Source organism: Ensifer meliloti (assembly GCF_030064585.1).
Lineage (GTDB): Bacteria > Pseudomonadota > Alphaproteobacteria > Rhizobiales > Rhizobiaceae > Sinorhizobium > Sinorhizobium meliloti.
On the sequence record NZ_CP120364.1, the window covers coordinates 738,469 to 759,775 of the forward strand.

Consider the following 21,307-nt stretch of genomic DNA (forward strand, 5'->3'; position numbering starts at 1 on the left):
ACCGCTCCGCGCCGGTCACTTCACCGCCAGCAGACAGATATAGGAAAGCACCGTTACGAGCAGCCCGTGGAAGGCGAAGCTGACGCAGCGGTATTTTCCGCAGGCGATCGCCGCGAGCGCGTCCGCGTTCTCGGCATATTGACGGAAGAGAAAGTCCTGATCGCCGGCCCCCGCTGCCCGCATGAAACCTTCCCGATGACGGGACCAGGCGCCCCAGAACAGCGTCGTCGAGGTTGCGCTCTTCCTGGGCAGGACCACGAGGATCGCCGAAACGATCGAGAAGATCGATGCAAGCGCCAGCATAGCCGAGAATACCATCGTGACGGTGCTTCCCTCCGTATAGCGCTGCCAGGCAAAGACGCTCCGCCCTTCTTGCGAGGTGACCAGAAAGGCGAACATGAAAGTGAAGATATAGGCCGCCTTCTGATCGGACGTCTTTATCTGATCGGCAAAGACGTCGTTGATCTTCCTGATGTGGTCGTAATAGGCCCCCAGCGCCGCCTCCGGCCCGGCTCCTTCACTTGGAGGATCGAGCCTGTACAGATTTCCCCCTGATTCCATCCGCTACTCCCCTCTATTTCGTCTCCTCTTTATTACACTCCACCAGTAAAGAGATACGCCCAAAACTGGGCTCTTGACTTTTCCTCCCTATAAATCCACTGGATTCACTATAGCGAGGGGTATTTCGGGAATGCGGGGAAGAAGAACGGGGGCATTGCTTGCCGCGGTGACGCTTTTTGCGCCCTTGTGGGCGCTTGCCGAGCCGGTTCCGCGCCCGTCACCCGCGGCCGGCTCCGTCATTGCCCGCAAATCCGGCGAGGAGGTGCGCTTCGTCGACGTTTCCAACTGGCGGGTCGTCGACCTCGCCCAGGACCTGCTTCCCGGCGACGTGCTGCGCACCAACGCAACGGGCGCGCTGGCCGTCCTTTTCAGAGATCACACGCAGATAAGGCTGGGGCGCAATACCGCGCTGCGCGTCAAGCAGATCGGGGCGGGCGACACGAATCTCGGACTGGAATCGGGTACGATCTGGGCCCGCGCCGAGCGTGGCGGCGAGGGCCTGGTCATCGATACGCCGGCTGCAGCCGCCGCCATCCGCGGCACCGATTGGACGCTGACGGTAGGCACCGACGGAAAGACCTCGCTCGTCGTCCTCGAAGGGGTCGTCGAACTCAGCAATGCCTATGGCAGCGTGACGGTGAAGCAGGGCGAAGGCGCCGTTGCCGCGATCGGCAGCGCGCCGGCGAAGATCGTGATCGTTACGCCGAAGGACCGCGAGCAGATGCTCTTTCATCTGTCGCTCCGCAATGCCTTCGTCTGGATGCCGGCCACGCCCTTCAGCGTTCCCGAGATGCGCCGCGAGCGTGCACGCATCGAGGCCTCGCCGGCAGCATCCCGCCCGGCCGAGGAATGGCTGACGCTTGCCGAGATTTATCTTTCCCTGAATGGTCGCGACAAGGCTCAGGCCGCGCTCGCGGAAGCCGCGAGCCGGGGCCTGACCCGCTCCCAGGCGGCACGTGCCGACCTCGTCAAGGCATTGATCGCCGGTTCTTCGAACCGCTACGAAGAGGCGGCGCGTCTGTTCGCCAGGGCCGAACGCGGCCTCGACCCGAGCCGCCGCACGATCGCGGCCTATGGCGGCTATTTTGCGCGCGGGCTCGCCGATCCTGCCCGCGTGGAGGAGCCGCCGCGCAACGCAAGCGGCCGCTATGCGGGCATGGCCCGGGCCTGGACTGCCGGCTTCCGGGAAGACATCCCCGCGGCGATCGCGGTGATCAAGAAGGCCGAGCAGCAATATCCCGACGACCCGACCCTGCCCGCGGCACGCGCGCAGCTCGCCCTCCTGCTGGATGACCGCGACGAGCTTCGCGATGGCGTCGAGCGGGCGCTATCGATCGATCCGGACGACCCGACTGCGCTCGAGGCGCGCGCCCACTACCGCTATCACATCGACAACGATATCGAGGGCGCCCTTGCTGATCTCGAAAGGGCGCTGAAAACCGCTCCGGGCTCCTCCTCCATCTGGAATTCCCTCGGACTGGTCCAGGGCGCGCGCGGCGACAACCGTGCCGCCGAGGCTGCCTTCAAGCAGGCGATTGCGCTCGATCCGCTCGATCCCGTCTCCCACGCAAACCTCGCAATACAATACATGGACGAGATGCGGATGGCCGAGGCGAAGCGCGAGATCGACACCGCGCTTTCCGTCGATCCCTCCTTCGACGTGGCGCTGGTGGCACGCGGCCGCTATCACATGCAGAACGGCGAGGCCGACAAGGCGGTCGAAGACCTGCTCGCCGGCTCGACGGCCAATCCGGCCTACTCGAACGCACAGCTCCTGCTCGCGGCCGCGCATTACGAGAAGGGCGACCGCATTCCGGCAGCTCAGGCGCTCGACAATGCCGACCGGCTCGACCCGAACGATCCCGTGGTGGCGACGGTCAGAACCGCGATCGCAATCGATGCCTATGACGCCGACGCGGCCATTCGCAACGCTCAGGAAGCCCTGCGCCGCACCCGCGCCAAGGGCGGCGACACGGCGGCACTCGGCGCCAACCAGGAGCAAGGCTCGACGCTCAACGACGCCTTCCGCCTGCAGGGGTTGGATGCCTGGGGCCAATATTACGGCGACGCCGTCTTCGATCCCTTCACCGGTGCCAGCTATGTCGACCAGGCGGTCCGCGGCAGCGTCAATCCCTTCTTCAACGCCTACGATTTCGCCGCCAACGCCGTCACGAACACCGTCAATACCGCAAGCTTTTCCGCTCTCATCCAAGGGCTTCTGATCGAGCCGCACATGCTCGCCAGCCGCGAGCGAACGGTCAACCTGCTGCGTTCGCCTTTCTTCGAGACGGAACTCGGCGGCGGGTTCATCGCCAATGAGGATCATACCGGATGGGTCGGGGAAGCTGCGGTTCGCGGATTTACCGTCTCGCCGTTCCCGATCAGCGTCTACGGGACATTTCAGTGGGAGGAGCCGCGGGATGCGGTTGAATCCGGAGGCGCGCGCCTCGAACGTGACCTGCGGATAATCGGAGGCAACGGCTACGTTACGGCCAGTCCGACGCCCGATGACCGCATTGTAGCCTTTGCGAACTATTCCGATGTCGAGGAGACCCAGCAATTTCTGCCTGTTCCGCCTGACCTAGAGATAGGGGACGAGTCTTCCGGCATCATTTCCGGGCTCGCATGGAGCCATACATTCGGATACCGCAACGTCGGAAACGCCGCGCTCTTCTTCAAAGAACTTCGCACTGGGGACAGCCTGCGCATCCTGGATGCGGCGGGCACTGAAACCAATCTCGATTTGGACGCAAGGGAGCGGACTTACATCGCGGCCCTGAACCATCTGTATGGAGATGGCGACCTGACTTGGCGCTATGGCGTCGAGGGCGGAAAGATTCGAGCAGACACCCGTACGCATTTCAGTTTGGTCCTACCGCCCCCCTCAGGATCGGTGGACGACTATGAATATGATTCTGACACGCACGCCGTGGCTAAGGCGTATATCGACGGCCTGTACGAAATCACCCCCGACCTCAAGATAGAAGGCGCGCTGTTCGCCCGTTACATAGAGGACGTTAACGACAACGACATCCGGCTCGAACCGAAGCTCGGGGTCGCCTGGGCACCGTCAGAGGGCCATTGGTTGCGCGCCGCCATTCAGCGCGAAGGCTACAATTTCGGCGCGGCTACACTGGCGCCGGTCGGCATCGTCGGGCTGCAGCCCAACCAGTTCCTGGTCGGCACGGAAGGCTATGCCGACACGCTGGCCTTGCGCTGGGATGCCGAATGGAGCGACTGGCTCTTCACCGCTGTCGACTACCAGCACCAAGAAATCCGCGACGGTTCGATTGCCACCCCAATTACCAGCCCCTTCCTCCCACTGACGGATTTCCACTTCGACAAGGGCCGTCTCGACCGCGTGGCAGTGACCGCTAACATGGCGCTCGGTCATGGATTCGGCCTGTCGGCGACGGTGGCCCGGATCGAAAGCGAGGACCTCTCGGCAGGCGCCGGCGGCGATTTGCCCTTTCTGCCCGAATATTCAGGCCAGGTGGCACTCACCTTCGTCAACACAGCCAATATCAAAACGACCGTTGCCGCGAACTATATAGGCGAGCGGGCCGAAGGTCCGATAACCCACGACGACTTCTGGACGCTCGACGCCGCCCTGCAATGGGAGCCCTTCGACAAGCGGTTCGAGGTAGAACTCGCCGGCTTCAATCTGCTCGACGAGGAATTCGAGCTGCGTGACGGGCTGCCCGGCTGGGGTCCCACGGTCAAGGGCACCGTCAAAGTGCGGTTCTGATGAAGGCCTCTCGCCAGCTTCGCCTTTCCTCCCGGCGGGCAAAGCTTGCCGTCCTGGCGGCCTTGATGGCCGCCCTCGTCTCGCTTGTCTCGCTAACCGGTTCCTGGTCGCTGGTCGACCTGCGCGCCTACGACTATCTCTCGATCCTCGGCCGGCCAAGCCTTCCGGAAGACGGCCCCGTTATCGTCGCGATCGACGAACCGTCTATGGCCGAGATCGGCAGCCAGTGGCCCTGGCCGCGCGCCCTGCACGCCCGGCTGATCCAGGCGCTGAGAGCCGCCGGCGCCAGGGCGATCGCACTCGACGTGATCTTCGCCGAACCGGCCGCCGCCCCGGAGAACGATCAGGCGCTTGCCGAAGTCCTCGGGCCCGATGTGGTGCTTGCCGGCGACGAGACGCTGATCCGGACACCGCAGGCAGAGCAGTTCGTCCGGACCGAGCCTCATCCCGCCTTTCTGGAGCGGGGCGCCAAGGTGGGCATCGCCTCGGTCGACCTCAGCGGCGACGGCACGCTCAGGCAGATTCCCTCCTATCCGGACGGCTTGGCCATGACGCTCGCAACCGTTGCCGGTGCGGAGCCTCACTATCCGCCGAGACGAGCCCTGATGCAGACCTTCGGCCCGGCGCGCACCTACCCGACCGTTTCCTATTATCAGGCGCTCGACCCGGAAAGTTTCCTGCCGGAAGAAACGTTCCGCGACCGGGTCGTCATCGTGGGCCTGAGCCTGCAGAACGCCCCTACCATCGCGGGCGGCGGCATCGATGCCTTCGCCACCTCCGACACAGTCTTTTCCCGCGGTCTCGTCGCCGGCGCCGAGATCCACGCGACCATCTACGACAATCTCGTGCACCGGCTGTTCGTCAAGCGGACGGGAGCGGCGGTCGCCATCGCCGCGATCGTCCTCGCCAGCCTTGCGGCAGCCCTTGCCGTCCTCGGGTCGACAAGCTGGAAGACGCTCGGTTACGGCGCCCTCGCCCTTATTCTGATCTTTCTTGCAAGCTACGGCCTGATGCGCCTCGGCCATGTGTTCGTCTCGCCGCTCGCACCGGCACTTGCTTTTCTCGGCGTGGCAATCGGGCAGGCCGGCCTCGACTATGCGGAAGAAAGGCGCCGCCGCCGCGCGATCACCCGTGCCTTCTCGCAATATCTCTCGCCCGCTCTCGTCGAGCGGCTGGCGAGAGACCCCTCGCAATTGAAGCTCGGCGGCGAAAGACGGACGCTCACGGTACTCTTCTGCGACGTTCGCGGCTTTACCACCATATCGGAGGACATGAAGGACGATCCGGAGGGACTGACGACGCTCATCAACCGGCTCCTGACCCCTCTTTCGGAGGCGGTGCTCAACCGACGCGGCACGATCGACAAATATATCGGCGACTGCCTGATGGCCTTCTGGAACGCGCCGCTCGACGATCCGGACCATGCCGTCCATGCCGTTCAGGCGGCGCGCGACATGCTCACCGCCCTCGGCGATCTCAACGCGGAGCTGGAAGCCGAGGCGAAAGCGGCGGGACGTCCGCCGAAGACGCTGAGGATCGGCATCGGCATCAACACGGGCGAATGCGTCGTCGGCAATATGGGCTCGGCCCGCCGCTTCGATTATTCGGCGCTGGGCGATGCGGTCAATCTCGCCTCCCGCCTCGAAGGTGCTTCCAAGGACTACGGCGTGCCGCTGCTCCTCGGCGAGCGTACGGCAACACTTGCCGCCCGGAAATTTGCGGTTGCCGAGCTCGACCGCATCACCGTCAAGGGACGTAGCGCGGTCTCCCCCGTCTTCACCCTGGCCGACGGCGCTTCGGAACCGGCGCTCGAACGCCACCGCGCCTACCTCGCCCGGAAATACAGCGGCGAGATCGCTGCCGATGACGGCTTGTTCGATGAACTCAAGGCGGCGCTGCCGCCGCTCGCGCGCTATTACGAGCGTGAGCGGGAACGGCTGTCGGGATGAATAAGCAAATCGCCCCTCATCCGCCTGCCGGCACCTTCTGCCCGCAAGCGGGGAGAAGGGAATATGCCGTAACGCCTCTTCCTTAGATCGGGGCAGGAGCTAGCCGCTTGTTCCTTCTCCCCGTCAGACGGGGAGAAGGTGCCGGCAGGCGGATGAGGGGCAAATCACGGGCTCGGCGCTCAATGCAGCCCGCCAACCCCCAGCAGCCGCTCGACCGTGGCGTGCTCCTTCGCCAGCGCCTCCGGCGTTCCGCTCCAGGCGAGCCTGCCGCGCTCGAGGATGATCACGCGGTCGGCGAAATCGAGTGCGCTCTGGATGCGCTGTTCAACGAGCAGGATGGTCATGTCGCCGGTCTTCGCGAGCTCGGCGAAAGCCTTCATCAGCTCTTCGCAGATGACCGGCGCCAGACCTTCGAGCGGCTCGTCGAGAAGCAGGACCGAGGGCCGGCCGAGGATCGAGCGGGCGGTAGACAACATCTGCTGCTCGCCGCCGGAAAGCTGCGAGCCGAGGTTTCGGCGCCGCTCGTAGAGGCGCGGAAACATCTCATAGGCCTCGCTCAGCGCCGTCTTCGGCCGGCCCTTGAGGCCGACGAAGAGATTTTCCTCGACCGTCAGCGACGGGAAGACGCAGCGCGCCTGCGGCACGAAACCGAGGCCTTTCAGCGCGCGTGATGCGCTCGGCAGCGCGGTCACGTCGGCATCGCCGATGCGGATGCGCCCGTCATAGCGCCGCGTCTGGCCGGCGAGCGTAGCGAGCAGCGTCGTCTTGCCCATGCCGTTACGCCCGAGAACCGCAAGCCGCGCGCCGGCAGGCACCGAAAAGGAAATCCCTTCCAGCACCCGCGTCGGCCCATAGCCGGCGGAGAGATTGTCGACCTCAAGCGGCGCTGCCGGCATCGGCATAGCTCCCGAGATAGGCTTCGCGCACACGCGGATCTTTGGTGACGACGGCTGGAGAGCCGTCGAAGATGACCGTGCCGGCAGCAAGCACGATCACGCGCTTGGCGAAGCGGAAGACGAGATCCATGTCGTGCTCGATCATCAGCACGGCGAGGTCATCGGGAAGATCGGCGAGCGCCTGCTCGATGCGGCCCGTGTCGCTCTGCGGCACGCCGGCTGCCGGCTCGTCGAGCAGCAGCACCCTCGGTTTGAGCGCCAGGGCCACCGCGATCTCCAGCAGCCGCTGCTGGCCGTAGGCGATCTCGCGCACCGGCCGGTGCGCGAGATCGCGCAGACCAAGCTTGCCGAGCAGGCTACCGGCCTCCGCCATCACCCCGGGCATCGCCAGGAAGTTGCCGAACATGCGCCCCGCCCGGCCGTCGCGCTGCAGGACCGCGAGCGCCACGTGCTCGGCGGGCGTCATGTCCTGGAAAAGGCGCGTCACCTGGAACGAACGCACGAGTCCGCGGCGGACGCGGCCGATCGCGTCGATGTTGGTGACGGTTTCGCCGCCGATCCGTACCTCTCCGGCGTCCGGCTTCAGATTGCCGGTGACGAGATTGACGAAGGTCGTCTTGCCGGCACCGTTCGGGCCGATCAACGCGACGCGGTCGCCCGGTGCCATGGAAAGGCTGACATCGTTGGTGACGGCGAGACCGCCGAAGGAACGCTTGAGATTTCTGACTTCGAATATGGCGCTCATCGGCCCGCCCCACGTCGCCGCGCGAGGATTTCTGCGACCGTGCCGTAAAGCCCTTTCGGCGCAAAGAGCACGACCGCGATCAACAGGGCTCCGACCATGGTCAGCCAATGGAACGGGTTGGCGGCCGAGACGAGGTCTTCGAAGAACATGAAGACGATCGTGCCGGTAAGCGCCCCGAAGAGCGAGCCGGTACCGCCGAGGACGAGCATGACCAGGCTTTCGGCCGAGAGCGTGAAGGAGAGGCTGTCGAGACCGACGACCTGCGTAGAGACGGCGTTGAGCGCCCCGCCGACGCCGGCGACCGCGCCGGAAATCACATACATCTTGAGGAGGGCGATCGTCGGCGACGCGCCCATCGCCCGGATGCGGATGGGGTCCTCCCTGATGCCGCGGCAGAGCATGCCGAAGGGCGAGCGCACGACGAGGCGCAGGAGCACGAAGACGATTGCGAGCAGCACGACGCCGAAGACATAGGCCGTGCGGCCCCAGAGGTCGAAGGCGAAAAGGCCGATGAGCGGATCGGGGGAGATGCCGGCCAGTCCGTCGCTTCCCCCCGTCCAGGGCGAGGCCTTGTTGGCGAATTCATGGAACAGATGGATGAGGGCGATCGAGAGCACCAGTTGCGGGAGACCGTGCGCCCGAAGGATCACCACCCCGCAGGCGAGCCCCGCCAGCGCACCGCCGAGAATGCCGGCGGCGAGCATGAGGAGCGGATCGGTGATGCCGAAATGCACGGCCGCGATACCGGCGGCATAGGCGCCGCTGCCGAACAGCGCGGCATGGCCGAGCGTCGCGACGCCGCAATAGCCGGTGACGAGATCGAGCGAGAGTACCAGCAGCGCGATCGCTGTGATGCGGGTGAGCAGCGCCAGATTGTTCGGAAAGAGGAGATAGCCGATCCCGGCCAGCACGAGGATCACCGCGAGGCCCGCAAGATCGCGGCCGAGCCCCCGCCTGCCCGCAGAAAGTGCCGTGGCTGCTTCGTTCATCGTTGCCATGGTCACCTACTTCATCCTCCCGGCAAGGCCGCGCGGAAATACGCAGACGATGGCGATGACGGCGAGATAGAAGAAGAATTCCCCGAATTCCGGCATGAGATAGCGCCCCGTCGTATCGATGCCGCCAAGCAGCAGGCAGGCGGCAAGCGCACCCGGGATCGACCCCGCACCGCCGACGGAAACGACCACCAGGAAGGTGACCATGTATCTGAGCGCATAATAGGGCTCGACCGGCAGCAGTTCCGCGCCGACGACGCCGCCGAACGCGGCAAGGCCCACGGCGACGGCGAAACTCACGGCATAGACGACCTCCGTGCGCACTCCGAGTGCTGCCGCCATCGCCGCATTGTCGACGGCGGCCCTGAGTTTCACCCCGAAGGCCGTCTTCTCGATGGCAAACCAGAGGGCTCCGGCAACGGCGAGGCCGCAGACGATCGCGAATATCCGGTGCACGGCGATCGAACGGAAGCCGAGATCGGCGGAGCCCTCAAGGCTCGGCGGCAGCGGGATCGTCTTGAGAGTCGGCCCGAAGACGTAGTTGGCAATGCCGATGATGCAGAAGGTGATGCCGATCGTCATCAGCACCTGAGTCAGCTCCGGCTGACCGTAGATGCGGCGGTAGAGCAGGCGCTCGATCGGGATGGCGATGACGATCGTGCCGAAGACCGCGATCAGCACCGCGGCGCCGTAGCCGAGCCCGAGATCACGCGCCGCATAGGATGCGATATAGCCGCCGATCATCGCAAAGGCGCCGTGGGCAAGATTGACGACGCGCATGAGGCCGAGCGTGACCGAAAGGCCGATCGAGATCACGAACAGCACCATGCCATAGGCGAGCGCATCGACGGCTATGCTGAAGATGGTTTGCATGAGCGCATCCTAACGCTGTGGCAAGGCTTCACCCTCGATCCTCATTCCGGAAGGCTTCCGCCAAACCAACGATGCAGCGGTCGCATACAGCGGGCCGCCGATCATTTCACCGCGGCTAGACCCGGATCGCCCTGTTTCTCGAAGGTCTGGATCTCCTTGTTGTAATAGGTGCCGTCATCGGCCTTGGCGACTTCGCGCAGATAAATGTTCTGGGTGATATGGCGCGATTCGGGGTCGATCGAGACCGGCCCGCGGGGGCTTGTCCAGGAGAGCCCCTTCACGGCGTCGACCGCCTTCTGGGCATCCTGCTCGCCGCCTGTCGCCTCGATCATCTTGTAGATGACATGCATGCCGTCATAGGCCCCGACCGCCGGGAAGGAGAGCTCGGCCGGATTGCCGATCGCCTTGCCGGCCGCCTCGACGAAAGCCTTGTTTTCCGGTGAGTCATGCGAAACGGCATAGTGAAAGGACGTCTGCAGGCCGAGCGCGGCGTCGCCCAGCGCCGGCAGGTCGGATTCCTGGGTGAGGTCGCCCGGCGCGAAGAACTTGATGCCGCCATCCTTCAGGCCGTTTTCGTTGAACGACTTGACGAAGCCGAGCGTCGTCGGGCCGGACGGCAGGAAGGCGAAGACGCCTTCGGCACCGGAATCCTTGATGCGCTGCATGATCGGCGAGAAATCGTTGGTCGAGAGCGGCATGCGGATCGCCTCGACGATCTCGCCGCCCACCGCCTCGAAGCCGGCCTTGAATGCGTTCTCCGCATCGACACCCGGGCCGTAATCGCTGACCACCGAGATGATCTTCGAGACGCCGGCATCCTTCGCCACCTTGGCGATCGGCGTGGATGTCTGCCAAAGCGTGAAGGAGGTGCGCACCACGAGCGGGCTCTTGGTGACGATCGCCGACGTGGCGGCATTCATGATCACCAGCGGCACGTTCGCCTGCTCGAGCAGCGGCGTGACGGCCATCGCGTCGGGCGTGAAATAGAAGCCGGCGAGATATTGCACGCCTTCCTTTACCACCAGCTCCTGCGCCAGCGCCTTGGACTGAGCCGGGTCCGCCTGCGGCACGTCGCGGTAGATGATCTCGATGTCGTCGTCGCCGACCTTGGCGCCGTTCACCGCCATATAGGCGTCGATGCCCGCCTTGAAGTTCTTGCCCTGCAGCGCAAAGGGACCGGAAAACGGCCCGACGACTCCGACCTTGATCGTATCCGCCTGCGCCGCGACGCTCGTTGCCAGAGCCGCGAGCGCGGCCAGAATGATCCTTCTCATATTTCCTCCCCCGCGACGTCCGCTACTCCCGGCCGGCATCGCTTCCTTTTACATCAATCGCGATCGACAGCGGGCAGTCTGCCATGTCAAACGGTGATGCAAAAATGAAATATGGGCGGAAATCCATAATCCCCCGGTTATTGTTTTGTGCGGGGATTATGGAGGAAGCGCGCGGGCCTTAGTGCAGTCCGAATTCCCGAAGCAGCTCCTGCCTGTAGCGCACGAAGCGTGCGCCGCTGCGATCGCGCGGCCGGGGCAAGTCGATGTCGATCGCTCTCGGCGCTCCGTCCTTTTGCTTCGGCAGTATCAGGACACGATCCGCCAGATAGATGGCCTCCTCGAGATCGTGCGTGACCAGAACCATCGTCACGTTCTCCTCCCGCCAGATGCGCTCGAGCTCCTGCTGCATCGTCAGTTTCGTCATCGCATCGAGGGCGCCCAGCGGCTCGTCGAGCAGCAGGATCTCGGGCTTTACCGTCAGCGCTCGCGCAAGCCCGACGCGCTGCGCCATTCCACCCGATAGCTGTTTCGGATAGGCATCCTGGAAATCGGCAAGGCCGACAAGCGAGATGTAGTGACGTGCACGCTGCTCGGCGCGTCCGGAATCCTCGCCTCGGACCTTCAGGCCGAACGCCACATTGCCGAGGACCGTCAGCCATGGAAGCAGCCGCGGCTCCTGGAAGATGACCGCCCGCTCCCTGCCCACACCGGAAACCGGCCGGCCGTCGATCAATACCCGGCCCGCATCGGCCGTCTCGAGACCCGCAAGAACCCGCAGCAATGTCGTCTTGCCCGATCCGCTTGCGCCCACGATTGCAAGGCATTCCCCGGACCGGATGTCCAGATTGAGGTTCCTTAGGACGCTGAGCGGCCGTCCGTTGATCTGGAAGGATTTCGAGAGATCGCGCAGCGCCACCTCCCCTCTGCGCAGGCTTCTGACTTCAGCCATTTTCACCACCTCAATTCGCCGCGGCGGACGTCGCATCCGGCCGGAACAGAAGATCGGAAGCCTTGTATTTGCCCTGCGGCAGGCTGCCCTCGCGCTCGAGAACGCCGATCCAGAAATCCAGATCCCGCTCGGTCGCTTGCGCGCCCTTCCGCAGACCGAATCCCGTCCAATGCCTGGCGAGATCGCCGTTTTCGCCGCGCTCGGTCAGAATACGGTCCAGCACGGCCCGCGCTTCTTCCGGATGCTCGCGTGACCAGTCGGCGGCGCGCGCGGACTGTTCTACGAAGTTTCTGGCGGCGACCGGATTCTTCTCCACGAAATCCCGCCTGAGAACCGCAAAACCGCCTGCAATTTCACCGAGCACATCCGTATCGTCGAAGACCGCGCGCACCCCGCCGTGATCGACGATCTGGCCATTGAAGGTCGCCTGCCAGTATCCCACGGCGGCGATGTCGACCTGGTTCGACCGGAGCGTCTGTTCGAGCTGCGGCCCGGGTACGACGACGAGGTTCGCTGCGTTTTCGGGCAAGCCCTTGCCGTGCAGCGCCTCGCGTACCGCATAGTCGAGATGCGCCCCGAGCGTATTCACCGCGATCGTCTTACCTGCGATATCCTCGATGGTCCTGATCGGGCTGTCGTCGAGCACGTAGAAGATGCTCTTGACCTGCTCGTTGATTCCGTTGGTCGGAAAGGCCGCGACGAAATCGTTTCCGCCGGCGATCGAGTTGATGACGGCTGCGGTCGCCGCCGAGCCGATGTCGACGCTGCCGGAGGCAAGCGCAAACAGCGATGCGGGCCCGCCTCCCGCATAACCGACATTCTCGAGCTTGATGCCGAGGTCGTCGAAATAGCCGAGCTCATAGGCGAGTTCGTGCGGCGATAGGCTGCCCTGGCTCGCAAGGAACCGGAGCGTCACCGGTTCCGGAGCTTCTGCTGCCGCAAGGCTGGAAAGACCGATCGAGAACAGGCTGCCGAATGCGAGGGCGCGAATGGAAATCGTCATGTGTCACCTTTTCCGTGATCTGGAAGTTTCGAATGTCGAGGCCGTTTTGCCGCAACTCCGGATGGAAAGCCGCTGCACACTTTTCCTGGAATTGCTCTAGTTCGAGGCGTCGCTCCAGCGGCAGAGGCGGCGCTGCGCAAAGACCAGCGCGTAGTTGGAGACGAGCCCGAGCCCGGCCAGAATGAAGATCGCCGCGAACATCAGGGGAATCTGGAAATTGTACTGGGCGTTCATGACCTGGAAGCCGATGCCCTTGTTGGCCCCGATCATCTCGGATGCGATGAGCAGCAGCAGGGCAGTCGTTGCACTCAAGCGCAGGCCGACGAAAATCGAAGGAACGGCGCCCGGGAGAACCACGCGACGGAACACAGTGAGACGCGACGCGCCATAGACCCGCGCCATCTCGATCAGCTTCGAATCCACTTCCTTGACCCCGCTGATGGTGCTCAGGAGCAGCGGAAAGAGCGTCGCCCAGAAGATGACGAAGACTTTCGAGGCCTCGCCGAGTCCGAGAAGCAGGATGAAAACCGGATAGAGAGCGAGCGCGGACGTCTGGCGGAAAAGCTGGAGGACGGGATCGAGTGCGTTCTCGATCGCACGCACCTGCCCCATCAAGAGGCCGAGCGGTATAGCCAGAACTACCGCGCCTACGAAGGCGGTGCCGGAGCGCTGAAGACTGATCGCGATATCGTCGAGCAATGCTCCACCGGAAATTCCCGTCCACAGGGCGGAAAGGATGGCAGCGACGGACGGAAACACGGCCGGGTTGATCCAGCCGGCGGTGCTGGCCGCCTGCCAGAGCGCAAGAAAGGCGATCAGCAGTCCGTAGCGCGACAGCCAGCTGCCGGCGGCGGCGCCTGACCGGCGGAGATACTCGTCCGTTTTTGCGCTGACGCTGCCGCCTTCGTGGATGATCGACCTGTCGAGTTCCTGCAAGCTCATTTTCGTGTCTCCCCTCTTACTCGGCCGCCTGAACGGTGGCGCGCGCCAAAGTCCACGGGTTCGCCGGACGGGGAAGACCGAGATTTTCCCGCAGCGTCCGCCCCTCATAGGCGGTGCGGAACAGGCCGCGTCTCTGCAGTATTGGGATGACCAGATCGACGAAATCGTCGAGAGCGCCCGGAAGCCATGGCGGCAGGATGTTGAACCCGTCGGCGGCTTCGCTCAGGAACCACTCCTCGAGCTGATCGGCGACCTGCTCGGCGCTGCCGACGACGGTGTAGTGACCGCGTGCGGTCGCGATCCACTGATAGAGCTGGCGGATGGTGAAGCCATGCTCATCCGCGATCTTCCGGATCAGCGCCTGCCGGCTTTTCATCCCCTCTGTCTCATTGCTGACGGGTAAGGGCCCATCGAGCGGATATCCCGTCAGGTCGAGCGTGCCGCCGGTCAAGCCATTCAACAGCGCCACGCCGTCCTCCGGCACGATCAGCGCATTCAGCTCTTCATATTTGGAGCGCGCCTCCTCTTCGGTCCGGCCGACGAAGGGGGCCACCCCCGGCATGATCAGAACATGTTCGGGGTTGCGCCCGGCGCGCTTCACCCGTGCCTTGATGTCACGGTAGAATTCCTGCGCCGAAGCGAGGTTCTGATGGGCGGTGAAGATCACCTCGGCGCTGACCGCCGCTAGCCTGCGTCCGTCCTCGGATTGCCCCGCCTGCACCACGACCGGGTGCCCCTGTACGGGACGCGGCGCGTTCAGCGGTCCTTTGACGCTGAAATGCTTGCCCTTGTGGTCGATGTCGTGAACCCGGCCGGCGTCGAAGAAGCGGCCGGTCGCCTTGTCACGGATGAAGGCGTCATCTTCCCAGCTGTCCCACAGAGCCTTGACGGTCTCGACGTGCTCGTGCGCGCGCTCGTATCGGTCGGCGTGGCTCGGCTGGGTTTCTCTGTTGAAGTTGCGTGCCGTCTCGTCGCCGGCGGAGGTGACCACGTTCCAGCCTGCCCGCCCGTTGGAAAGAAGGTCGAGCGAGGCGAACTTGCGGGCGAGCGTGTAGGGCTCCTCATAGGTCGTCGACGCCGTGGCGATGAAGCCCAGATGGGTCGTCAGCGGCGCGAGTGCTGCAAAGAGGGTGACAGGCTCGAAACCGGCGATCTTCGCATTGCCGCCTTCGCGGCCGCCGAGCCCGACGGAGAGGTTGTCGGCGAGAAAATAGGCGTCGAACAGACCGCGCTCCGCGGTCTCGGCGAGCCTTCTGTGGAATTCGAAATTCGTGGCACCGTCTGCCGGAGCGTCCGGATGCCTCCACGCGGCAATATGCTGGCCGCCGCCGGGGAGAAAGGCTCCAAGCTTGATCTGTCTGGTCATTGCTGCCTCCGTTGGATTTGCTTCACGGGCCGGCGTCACTTCGCTTCGATAGCCGACGCAAACCGGGTTGGTGTGATTGAATTTGCGGCTAGGCCGCCAAGCTTGCCCTGGCGGCGCGCGCGAGCGCCTGCGTTGCCTCGCCGACCGCCCTGCCGACGCGGGCATGGATCGCCTCCGAGGCGAGAGCGCCGTCGGCAAAGTCCTTGTCGGAGGCGTAGATCGCAGTCGGCATCGCCAATGCCTCGAAGAAGCCGAACAGTGGCCGCAACTGATGCTCCACCATCAGCGAGTGGCGTTCCCCGCCCCCGGTCGCGGCGAGGATGACGGGCTTGCCGCGGAGCGAGGAGGGATCGAGCAGGTCGAAGACGTGCTTGAAGAGGCCGGTATAGCTTCCCTTGAAGGTCGGCGACGCGACCACCAGGATGTCGGCTGCAAGTATCTGGCCGACGACATAACGCGCCTCCGGCGCGAGTTCGTCGAGCCTTCTCGCAGGGAGCAGGGACGCCCCGAAATCCTCGATATCGAAGGTCTGCGCCGACGCGCCGGCATCGACCGCCAGCCGGTGGACGATATGGTCCACGAAGGCGCGTGTCCTGGACGGACGCGTGATATTGCCTGAAATACCCACCACTCGTGTCTGCGGCATCGCTTTAGCTCCCCGTGAGATCCATGCTTCGGTGGTATTCATCAAAATCTATAATCTTAGTAGACTAAAGGAACGCCATTCTATTCCCGATACGCGAACAAGAAGACTTTGCTTTGGGGGCGTCCCTCGGGGAACAAAGCACCGGCCGCGGTGTTACCGCCAGACAAGTGCAAGACCGCCATGCATCTGCCCGACGCAACCTACCGTCTCCAGTTCCGCAACGGGATGGACTTCGCAAAAGCCGTGGAGTTGATCCCGCACTTCGTCGGGCTCGGCATCTCTCACCTCTACGCCTCGCCCCTTTTCACCGCGGTCCGCGGGTCGGCCCACGGCTACGACATCGTCGACTACAACGAGATCGACCCGGCCCTGGGCGGCTACGATGGATTTGTGCGGCTCGCTCATGCGCTGAAAGCCGAAGAACTCGGTCTCGTTCTGGACATCGTCCCGAACCACATGGCCGCGCATCTCGAGAATGACTGGTGGCACAGCGTGATCGAATGGGGCCGCCTTAGCGGATTTGCCGACTATTTCGACATCGACTGGCGGGAGCCGCTCACGCTCCCCTTCCTCGGAAAGTCGTTTGAGGAAGAGGTCGCAGCCGGCAATCTGCGCCTTGCATACGACCACGAGCACCGCTGCCTGGCGCTTCGATATTACGAGGCTCTCTATCCGCTCAATCCCACCAGCTATGCGGCGATCCCGGGCAACGGCAATGCCGCGCTCGAAAGGATCGCGGCTGTCGCCGGCACGGCCGAACGGAAAACCGCCGCACAGTTCCACGCGGAAATCGCCTCTGTCGTCGCGACGCCGTCGATCGCGGCCGAGCTCGACCAATGTCTCGCGCGGTTTTCCGCGGACACACTGCAGTTCGACCGGCTGCATCGAATGCAATCCTGGCGGCTGATGAGCTGGCAGACGGCCCGGGACAAGCTCAGCTACCGACGGTTTTTCGAGGTCGCCGGCCTCATCGGCATGCGCGTCGAAGATGAAGCGGTGTTCACGGAGACCCACCGGCTCGCGCTCGCCCTCGTCCGGGAAGGCCTGATCGATGGGCTCAGGATCGACCACATCGACGGCCTGGCCGATCCGAAGGGCTATCTCGATCGGCTCCGCCGGGAGGCCGGCGACGGCACCTATATCATCGTCGAGAAAATACTCGGGGAGAACGAAACGCTGCCGGAGGCCTGGGCAGTCGAGGGGGCCACGGGCTACGAGTTCATATCGGCCCTCGCGGATCTTCTTTCCGACGACACTCCGTCTTCGTGGCTTTCAGGCGAGGAAAGGCGATCCGCGGCCGAAGAGGCGGTCACGGGATGCAAGCTTCAGGTCCTCGGCCGCAATTTCAATACGGAAGTCCGGCGGCTGACCGGACTGGCCGCTCGCTTCACAGGCGATGGGGCTCCGGATCAGAACGTGCGGACCGGTGTGGCCATTCGCCAGCTGATGGCGGCACTGCCCGTCTATCGGACCTATGTCGGCGACCAGGGGGCCGGAGCGCGCGACAGCCGCATCCTCGACGGGATAGCAGCGAAGGCAGCGGCGCGCGCGCCCGGCGCCGGCGCCGAGATCGCAGCGATCGTTTCCGCACTCAGGGCGCCGGTCGACTCGGCGGACGGCAAGCTGCGGTCCGAATTCCGCACGCGGTTTCAGCAGTTGAGCGGCGCAGTCATGGCCAAGGCGGTCGAGGACACCTTCTTCTATCGGAGAGGCGATTATCTCGCGGCGAACGAGGTGGGTGCCTCCCCCTTCTGGACGCCCGGCGGCGTCGGCCGCTTTCATGCGATGATGCAGGATCGCGCAAGCCAGATGCCGCACGGCCTTTCGGCTACCTCCACGCACGACACCAAGCGGGGGGAGGATGCGCGCGCCCGGCTCCACGTCGTCAGCGAGGCACCGGACGTCTGGGCTGCAGCGGTGGACCGCTGGCACGGGATGAATGCGGAAAGCATGGGCCGACTCCCGGCCGGCGAGAAACCGGACGCTCCGGTCGAGCAATTCCTCTATCAGAGCCTGCTCGGCGTCTGGCCGATCGCGCCCCTTGGTGACGAAGACGACCTGATTTCCCTGCACGAGCGGATGGTCGATTTCGCCGTGAAGGCGCTGCGGGAGGCAAAGCTCAGGACGAGCTGGGACGATCCGAACGAGCGCTATGAAGCAGCGATCAAGGCCTTTCTCGGCGATCTCCTGGATCGGCATAACCGGTCTTTCCTCGGCGATTTCGAGAAAACGGCCGGACCGTTCATCCATGCCGGGCTGATCAACAGCCTCTCGCAAGCGCTGGTGAAGCTCACCGCGCCCGGCATTCCCGATATCTATCAGGGCAGCGAACGCATCGACCTTTCCCTCGTCGATCCCGACAACCGCCGCGGCTTTTCACCGCGCGGCTCGCTTTCCCAGCTACCCCAAGCGCCGACGATCGGCGATTTCGAGGACTGCAAGCAGAGGCTGATCTCAATAGGCCTGAACTATCGCCGGGGGCGCGGCGCGGATTGTCTTGCGGGAGGCGAATACCGCGCAGTGCGCGTCGAAGGTCCGGGTGCCCGCCACGCAGCCGCTTTCATGCGTCGCAGCAGGGATGGCTTTGCGCTCACAGTCGTCCCGCGGCTTGTCTTCGGCCAGACGCCAGACGGTCGCCTGTCCATCCGTCCGGAACTGTGGCGAAACACCTTCCTCGCCTGGCCCGAGGGCTGCCAATTCAAGCCCATGTGCAATCTCCTGACCGGCGGCGTCACCGAGCCTCGGCCTCTTCTTGCCGTGGCGGACGTTCTACGGGACTTCCCCGTCGCCTTGCTGGTCGAGGCGTGAGCACGGATCAACCTCACACCCGCCCCAGCCGCCGGACATTGCCGGCGAGCTCGGCGGCGAGCCTCAATGCGGCCGCCGTCGCGCCGACCATCTGCGGCAGGATCAGCCATTCGAGCGTCCAGGCGGAGCCCGAGCGCTCCTGCTCGTGCACCAGCGACTGGTGGATGGCGGAAACCTGCGTCGCGTTGAAGCGGGCGAGTGTCACCAGCACCTCCGCGGCGACCGGATTCTGCTTGTGCGGCATGGCCGAGGAGCCGCCGCCGCCGGCAAGCACGATCTCGTCTCCCGCCTGCGCCATCAGCGCCACGTCCTGACCGAACTTGCCGAGGCTGCCGGTGACGAGCGACAGGAGGTGGGCGAAATCGGCGATCGGCAGGCGCTGGCTGTGCCATTGCGGGCAGTCGACCAGCGCGAGTTCCTCCGCCAGCGTCGCGCGGACGATGTCGGCCTTGCCCTTGAGCTTTTCGAGCGTGCCGGCGGCTCCTCCGAACTGCACCGCGAAAATGTCCGTGCCCGTGGCATCCAGCCTGTCCTGATGGTCGAGCAGCGGCTCGATCCAGCTCCGCAGTCGGTCGGCCACCGTAATCGGGATCGCCGGCTGCATCCGCGTATGGGCGGTCAGCGCACGCTCGCCCCAGTGCCGCCCGCAAGCTTCGAGCGCCGTCACGACGTCGCCGACCCGGCCGGAGAAAAGTTCCGCGATCGCCTTCAGCCTCAGCATGAGGCTGGTATCGACCACGTCCTGGCTGGTGGCTCCGAAATGGACATGTTCCGCCGCCTCTTCGCCGACCGCCCGGCGCAATTGTCGCACGAGCTCGGGAACGACGACACCGTCGATGGCAGTTGCCCGGCGCATGGCGCCGACGTCCGGAGAGAAGCCACGGCATGCCTCGGCAATGCGATTGGCGGCCGCTTCGGGGATGACGCCGTGGCGCGCCTCGGCACGCGCAAGCGCCGCCTCGAAGGCCAACATGGCGCGAACATCGGCGACGACGGAGAATTCCGCCGCCACCGCCTCGTCTCCGAGAAGGCCGGAAAGATAGGGGTGATCGAAGGCCGAATAGGTCATGCCGCATCTCCAGCTCTCGCTCCCTTCGGTTCGAAGGGAGCCTCACACGCATGCGGCAACGCGGGGGCGGGCTGCCGAACGATCAAATATCCAGGAAGACCGTTTCCTTCTCGCCCTGGAGATGAATGTCGAAGACATAATTAGGCGCCTGACCCGCCGCGACAAGCGTCTCGGCCCGGTGGCGGTGCTCGATGCGGGCAAGCAGCGGATCTTCGGCGTTCGCCGCCGCCTCGTCTGGGAAATACATGCGCGTGTGGAGGCCGATATTGATGCCGCGCGCGACGATCCAGATGCTGATATGCGGGGCCATCAGCCGGCCGTCGCGGAATGGAACGCGGCCCGGCTTCACCGTCTCGAAAGTGAAGACGCCGCCCTCGTCGCTCGTCGGCGAGCGTCCCCAGCCGGTAAAGTTCGGGTCCGCCGTACCGCGCAGCTCCGACGGGGAATTGTAGAGCCCGGCTGCGTCCGCCTGCCAGATTTCGAGAAGTGCGTCCCTGAGGGGCATTCCGGCGCCGTCGATGACGCGACCGGTCACGGTGATGCGCTGACCGAGCGTCTTGTCGTTGACCATCGAAGCGCCGAGGTCGCCCTCATATACGCCGCCGATGCCGCAGAAATTCGGCGTCAAGCCGATATGGACATAGGGTCCGGCCGTCTGCGACGCGGTTTCCTTGAGGGTGCTGAGATCCTGAACCATCGGTGCGTCCTCAATTCCCTTCCGGCCGGTTTTCGAAGAAGGTCGAGCGGCGGCCACGCAGCACGATGTCGAACCTGTAGGCGCGCGCATCCATCGGCACGGTGTTGCCCCAGTCGAGAGCCGCGATCAGCTGCTCGATCGCCCGGCGGTCAGGGACCGTGCCGACGATCGGACATTTCCAGATCATCGGATCGCCTTCGAAATACATCTGCGTGATCAGGCGCTGGGCGAAACCGTGGCCGAAGACCGAGAAATGGATATGGGCGGGCCGCCAGTCGTTGACCCCGTTCGGCCATGGATAGGCGCCGGGCCTGACCGTACGGAACCAGTAACGGCCTTCCTCGTCGGTGATCGTTCTGCCGCAACCGCCGAAATTCGGGTCCAGCGGCGCGAGATAGCTTTCCTTCTTGTGACGGTAGCGTCCGCCGGCATTCGCCTGCCAGAACTCGACGAGCACACCATGAACCGGATGGCCGCGTTCGTCGAGGACGCGGCCATGGACGATGATGCGTTCGCCGATCGCACTTTCACCGGGACTGGCGAAGTTATGGATCAGGTCGTTGTCGAGCTCGCCCAACATCGAATGGCCGAAGACCGGTCCGGTGATCTCCGATATCGTGCCGTCGAGCGACAGCAGCGCCTTCTGCGGCGAACGCAGCACGGAGGTCTTGTAGCCGGGCGCGAAGGCCGGCGGGTGCCAGGCGCGGTCGCGGGCAAAAAAGGCGCCGGTTTCGGGCTTGCCGTTCCGTCTGCCATTTTGATTGTCGGGCATCGTCCTTCTCCCTC

The 21,307-nt window shown here is 64.5% G+C and carries 17 protein-coding genes; 3 read left to right on the top strand and 14 right to left on the bottom strand.

Going from position 1 to position 21,307, the window contains the following annotated elements; all coding sequences use genetic code 11:
- Positions 1-15: 15 nt before the first annotated feature.
- The gene (locus tag PZL22_RS03380; RefSeq protein ID WP_284718481.1) at positions 16-561 is read right to left on the bottom strand and encodes a Pycsar system effector family protein; all 546 of its coding nucleotides are present in this window, start codon (positions 559-561) and stop codon (positions 16-18) included.
- Between the two features lie 130 nt (positions 562-691).
- Here PZL22_RS03380 and PZL22_RS03385 point away from each other — a divergent pair, with 130 nt between their 5' ends.
- Positions 692-4,309 (top strand): FecR domain-containing protein, encoded by a 3,618-nt coding sequence (locus tag PZL22_RS03385; protein ID WP_284718482.1) that lies wholly within the window; start codon positions 692-694, stop codon positions 4,307-4,309.
- Entirely contained in the window at positions 4,309-6,258 is a 1,950-nt protein-coding gene (gene cyaK / locus PZL22_RS03390; protein ID WP_284718483.1) for an adenylate cyclase CyaK, read from the top strand. The genes PZL22_RS03385 and cyaK overlap by 1 nt, the downstream gene beginning before the upstream one ends.
- Before the next feature lie 179 nt (positions 6,259-6,437).
- On the opposite strand, the gene PZL22_RS03395 is transcribed toward cyaK, so the two are convergent.
- The 10 genes from PZL22_RS03395 to msuE form a co-directional block, all read right to left on the bottom strand.
- The gene (locus PZL22_RS03395) at positions 6,438-7,154 is read right to left on the bottom strand and encodes an ABC transporter ATP-binding protein (protein WP_013850318.1); all 717 of its coding nucleotides are present in this window, start codon (positions 7,152-7,154) and stop codon (positions 6,438-6,440) included.
- Entirely contained in the window at positions 7,135-7,899 is a 765-nt protein-coding gene (locus PZL22_RS03400; RefSeq protein WP_284718484.1) for an ABC transporter ATP-binding protein, read from the bottom strand. Before PZL22_RS03400 ends, PZL22_RS03395 begins: the two co-directional genes overlap by 20 nt.
- On the bottom strand, positions 7,896-8,897 hold the full coding sequence (locus tag PZL22_RS03405) for a branched-chain amino acid ABC transporter permease (protein WP_284718489.1): 1,002 nt from the start codon (positions 8,895-8,897) through the stop codon (positions 7,896-7,898). Before PZL22_RS03405 ends, PZL22_RS03400 begins: the two co-directional genes overlap by 4 nt.
- 6 nt (positions 8,898-8,903) lie before the next feature.
- Positions 8,904-9,767 (bottom strand): branched-chain amino acid ABC transporter permease, encoded by an 864-nt coding sequence (locus PZL22_RS03410; protein ID WP_013850315.1) that lies wholly within the window; start codon positions 9,765-9,767, stop codon positions 8,904-8,906.
- Between the two features lie 101 nt (positions 9,768-9,868).
- The gene (locus PZL22_RS03415; RefSeq protein WP_284718485.1) at positions 9,869-11,041 is read right to left on the bottom strand and encodes an ABC transporter substrate-binding protein; all 1,173 of its coding nucleotides are present in this window, start codon (positions 11,039-11,041) and stop codon (positions 9,869-9,871) included.
- A 178-nt stretch (positions 11,042-11,219) separates the two neighbouring features.
- Complete coding sequence (locus PZL22_RS03420; RefSeq protein ID WP_003537466.1) at positions 11,220-11,990, bottom strand: ABC transporter ATP-binding protein; 771 nt, start codon at positions 11,988-11,990, stop codon at positions 11,220-11,222.
- Between the two features lie 10 nt (positions 11,991-12,000).
- Complete coding sequence (locus PZL22_RS03425; RefSeq protein ID WP_003537464.1) at positions 12,001-12,993, bottom strand: ABC transporter substrate-binding protein; 993 nt, start codon at positions 12,991-12,993, stop codon at positions 12,001-12,003.
- Between the two features lie 96 nt (positions 12,994-13,089).
- Positions 13,090-13,935: an ABC transporter permease gene (locus tag PZL22_RS03430; RefSeq protein ID WP_127515780.1), complete on the bottom strand. Its 846-nt coding sequence runs from the start codon at positions 13,933-13,935 to the stop codon at positions 13,090-13,092.
- Positions 13,936-13,951: 16 nt separating this feature from the next.
- Positions 13,952-15,301 (bottom strand): LLM class flavin-dependent oxidoreductase, encoded by a 1,350-nt coding sequence (locus PZL22_RS03435; protein ID WP_003529494.1) that lies wholly within the window; start codon positions 15,299-15,301, stop codon positions 13,952-13,954.
- Between the two features lie 88 nt (positions 15,302-15,389).
- Positions 15,390-15,947, bottom strand: coding sequence for an FMN reductase (msuE, locus tag PZL22_RS03440; RefSeq protein WP_003529492.1), 558 nt, complete (start codon positions 15,945-15,947; stop codon positions 15,390-15,392).
- Between the two features lie 180 nt (positions 15,948-16,127).
- Between msuE and PZL22_RS03445 the strand changes: the two genes are divergently transcribed.
- Positions 16,128-18,755: a malto-oligosyltrehalose synthase gene (locus PZL22_RS03445; protein WP_284718486.1), complete on the top strand. Its 2,628-nt coding sequence runs from the start codon at positions 16,128-16,130 to the stop codon at positions 18,753-18,755.
- Between the two features lie 13 nt (positions 18,756-18,768).
- Here PZL22_RS03445 and PZL22_RS03450 read toward each other — a convergent pair whose 3' ends face one another.
- The 3 genes from PZL22_RS03450 to pcaH all read right to left on the bottom strand — a co-directional run bounded on the left by PZL22_RS03450 (position 18,769) and on the right by pcaH (position 21,293).
- Positions 18,769-19,824, bottom strand: a complete 1,056-nt coding sequence (locus PZL22_RS03450; protein ID WP_003529488.1) for a 3-carboxy-cis,cis-muconate cycloisomerase — start codon at positions 19,822-19,824, stop codon at positions 18,769-18,771.
- An 82-nt stretch (positions 19,825-19,906) separates the two neighbouring features.
- A complete protein-coding gene (pcaG, locus tag PZL22_RS03455) occupies positions 19,907-20,521 on the bottom strand; it encodes a protocatechuate 3,4-dioxygenase subunit alpha (RefSeq protein WP_003529487.1) in 615 nt (204 codons plus the stop codon).
- 10 nt (positions 20,522-20,531) lie between these two features.
- On the bottom strand, positions 20,532-21,293 hold the full coding sequence (gene pcaH, locus PZL22_RS03460) for a protocatechuate 3,4-dioxygenase subunit beta (RefSeq protein ID WP_003529486.1): 762 nt from the start codon (positions 21,291-21,293) through the stop codon (positions 20,532-20,534).
- Positions 21,294-21,307 lie beyond the last annotated feature (14 nt).

What these genes read in the sequence shown, in the direction of transcription:
- PZL22_RS03430 (WP_127515780.1), bottom strand. Translation starts at nt 13,935, where the DNA reads ATGAGCTTGCAGGAACTCGACAGGTCGATCATCCACGAAGGCGGCAGC.
- PZL22_RS03445 (WP_284718486.1), top strand. Translation starts at nt 16,128, where the DNA reads ATGCATCTGCCCGACGCAACCTACCGTCTCCAGTTCCGCAACGGGATG.
- msuE (WP_003529492.1), bottom strand. Translation starts at nt 15,947, where the DNA reads ATGCCGCAGACACGAGTGGTGGGTATTTCAGGCAATATCACGCGTCCG.
- PZL22_RS03420 (WP_003537466.1), bottom strand. Translation starts at nt 11,990, where the DNA reads ATGGCTGAAGTCAGAAGCCTGCGCAGAGGGGAGGTGGCGCTGCGCGAT.
- PZL22_RS03425 (WP_003537464.1), bottom strand. Translation starts at nt 12,993, where the DNA reads ATGACGATTTCCATTCGCGCCCTCGCATTCGGCAGCCTGTTCTCGATC.
- PZL22_RS03380 (WP_284718481.1), bottom strand. Translation starts at nt 561, where the DNA reads ATGGAATCAGGGGGAAATCTGTACAGGCTCGATCCTCCAAGTGAAGGA.
- PZL22_RS03435 (WP_003529494.1), bottom strand. Translation starts at nt 15,301, where the DNA reads ATGACCAGACAGATCAAGCTTGGAGCCTTTCTCCCCGGCGGCGGCCAG.
- cyaK (WP_284718483.1), top strand. Translation starts at nt 4,309, where the DNA reads ATGAAGGCCTCTCGCCAGCTTCGCCTTTCCTCCCGGCGGGCAAAGCTT.
- PZL22_RS03385 (WP_284718482.1), top strand. Translation starts at nt 692, where the DNA reads ATGCGGGGAAGAAGAACGGGGGCATTGCTTGCCGCGGTGACGCTTTTT.
- pcaH (WP_003529486.1), bottom strand. Translation starts at nt 21,293, where the DNA reads ATGCCCGACAATCAAAATGGCAGACGGAACGGCAAGCCCGAAACCGGC.
- PZL22_RS03410 (WP_013850315.1), bottom strand. Translation starts at nt 9,767, where the DNA reads ATGCAAACCATCTTCAGCATAGCCGTCGATGCGCTCGCCTATGGCATG.
- pcaG (WP_003529487.1), bottom strand. Translation starts at nt 20,521, where the DNA reads ATGGTTCAGGATCTCAGCACCCTCAAGGAAACCGCGTCGCAGACGGCC.
- PZL22_RS03405 (WP_284718489.1), bottom strand. Translation starts at nt 8,897, where the DNA reads ATGGCAACGATGAACGAAGCAGCCACGGCACTTTCTGCGGGCAGGCGG.
- PZL22_RS03395 (WP_013850318.1), bottom strand. Translation starts at nt 7,154, where the DNA reads ATGCCGGCAGCGCCGCTTGAGGTCGACAATCTCTCCGCCGGCTATGGG.
- PZL22_RS03450 (WP_003529488.1), bottom strand. Translation starts at nt 19,824, where the DNA reads ATGACCTATTCGGCCTTCGATCACCCCTATCTTTCCGGCCTTCTCGGA.
- PZL22_RS03400 (WP_284718484.1), bottom strand. Translation starts at nt 7,899, where the DNA reads ATGAGCGCCATATTCGAAGTCAGAAATCTCAAGCGTTCCTTCGGCGGT.
- PZL22_RS03415 (WP_284718485.1), bottom strand. Translation starts at nt 11,041, where the DNA reads ATGAGAAGGATCATTCTGGCCGCGCTCGCGGCTCTGGCAACGAGCGTC.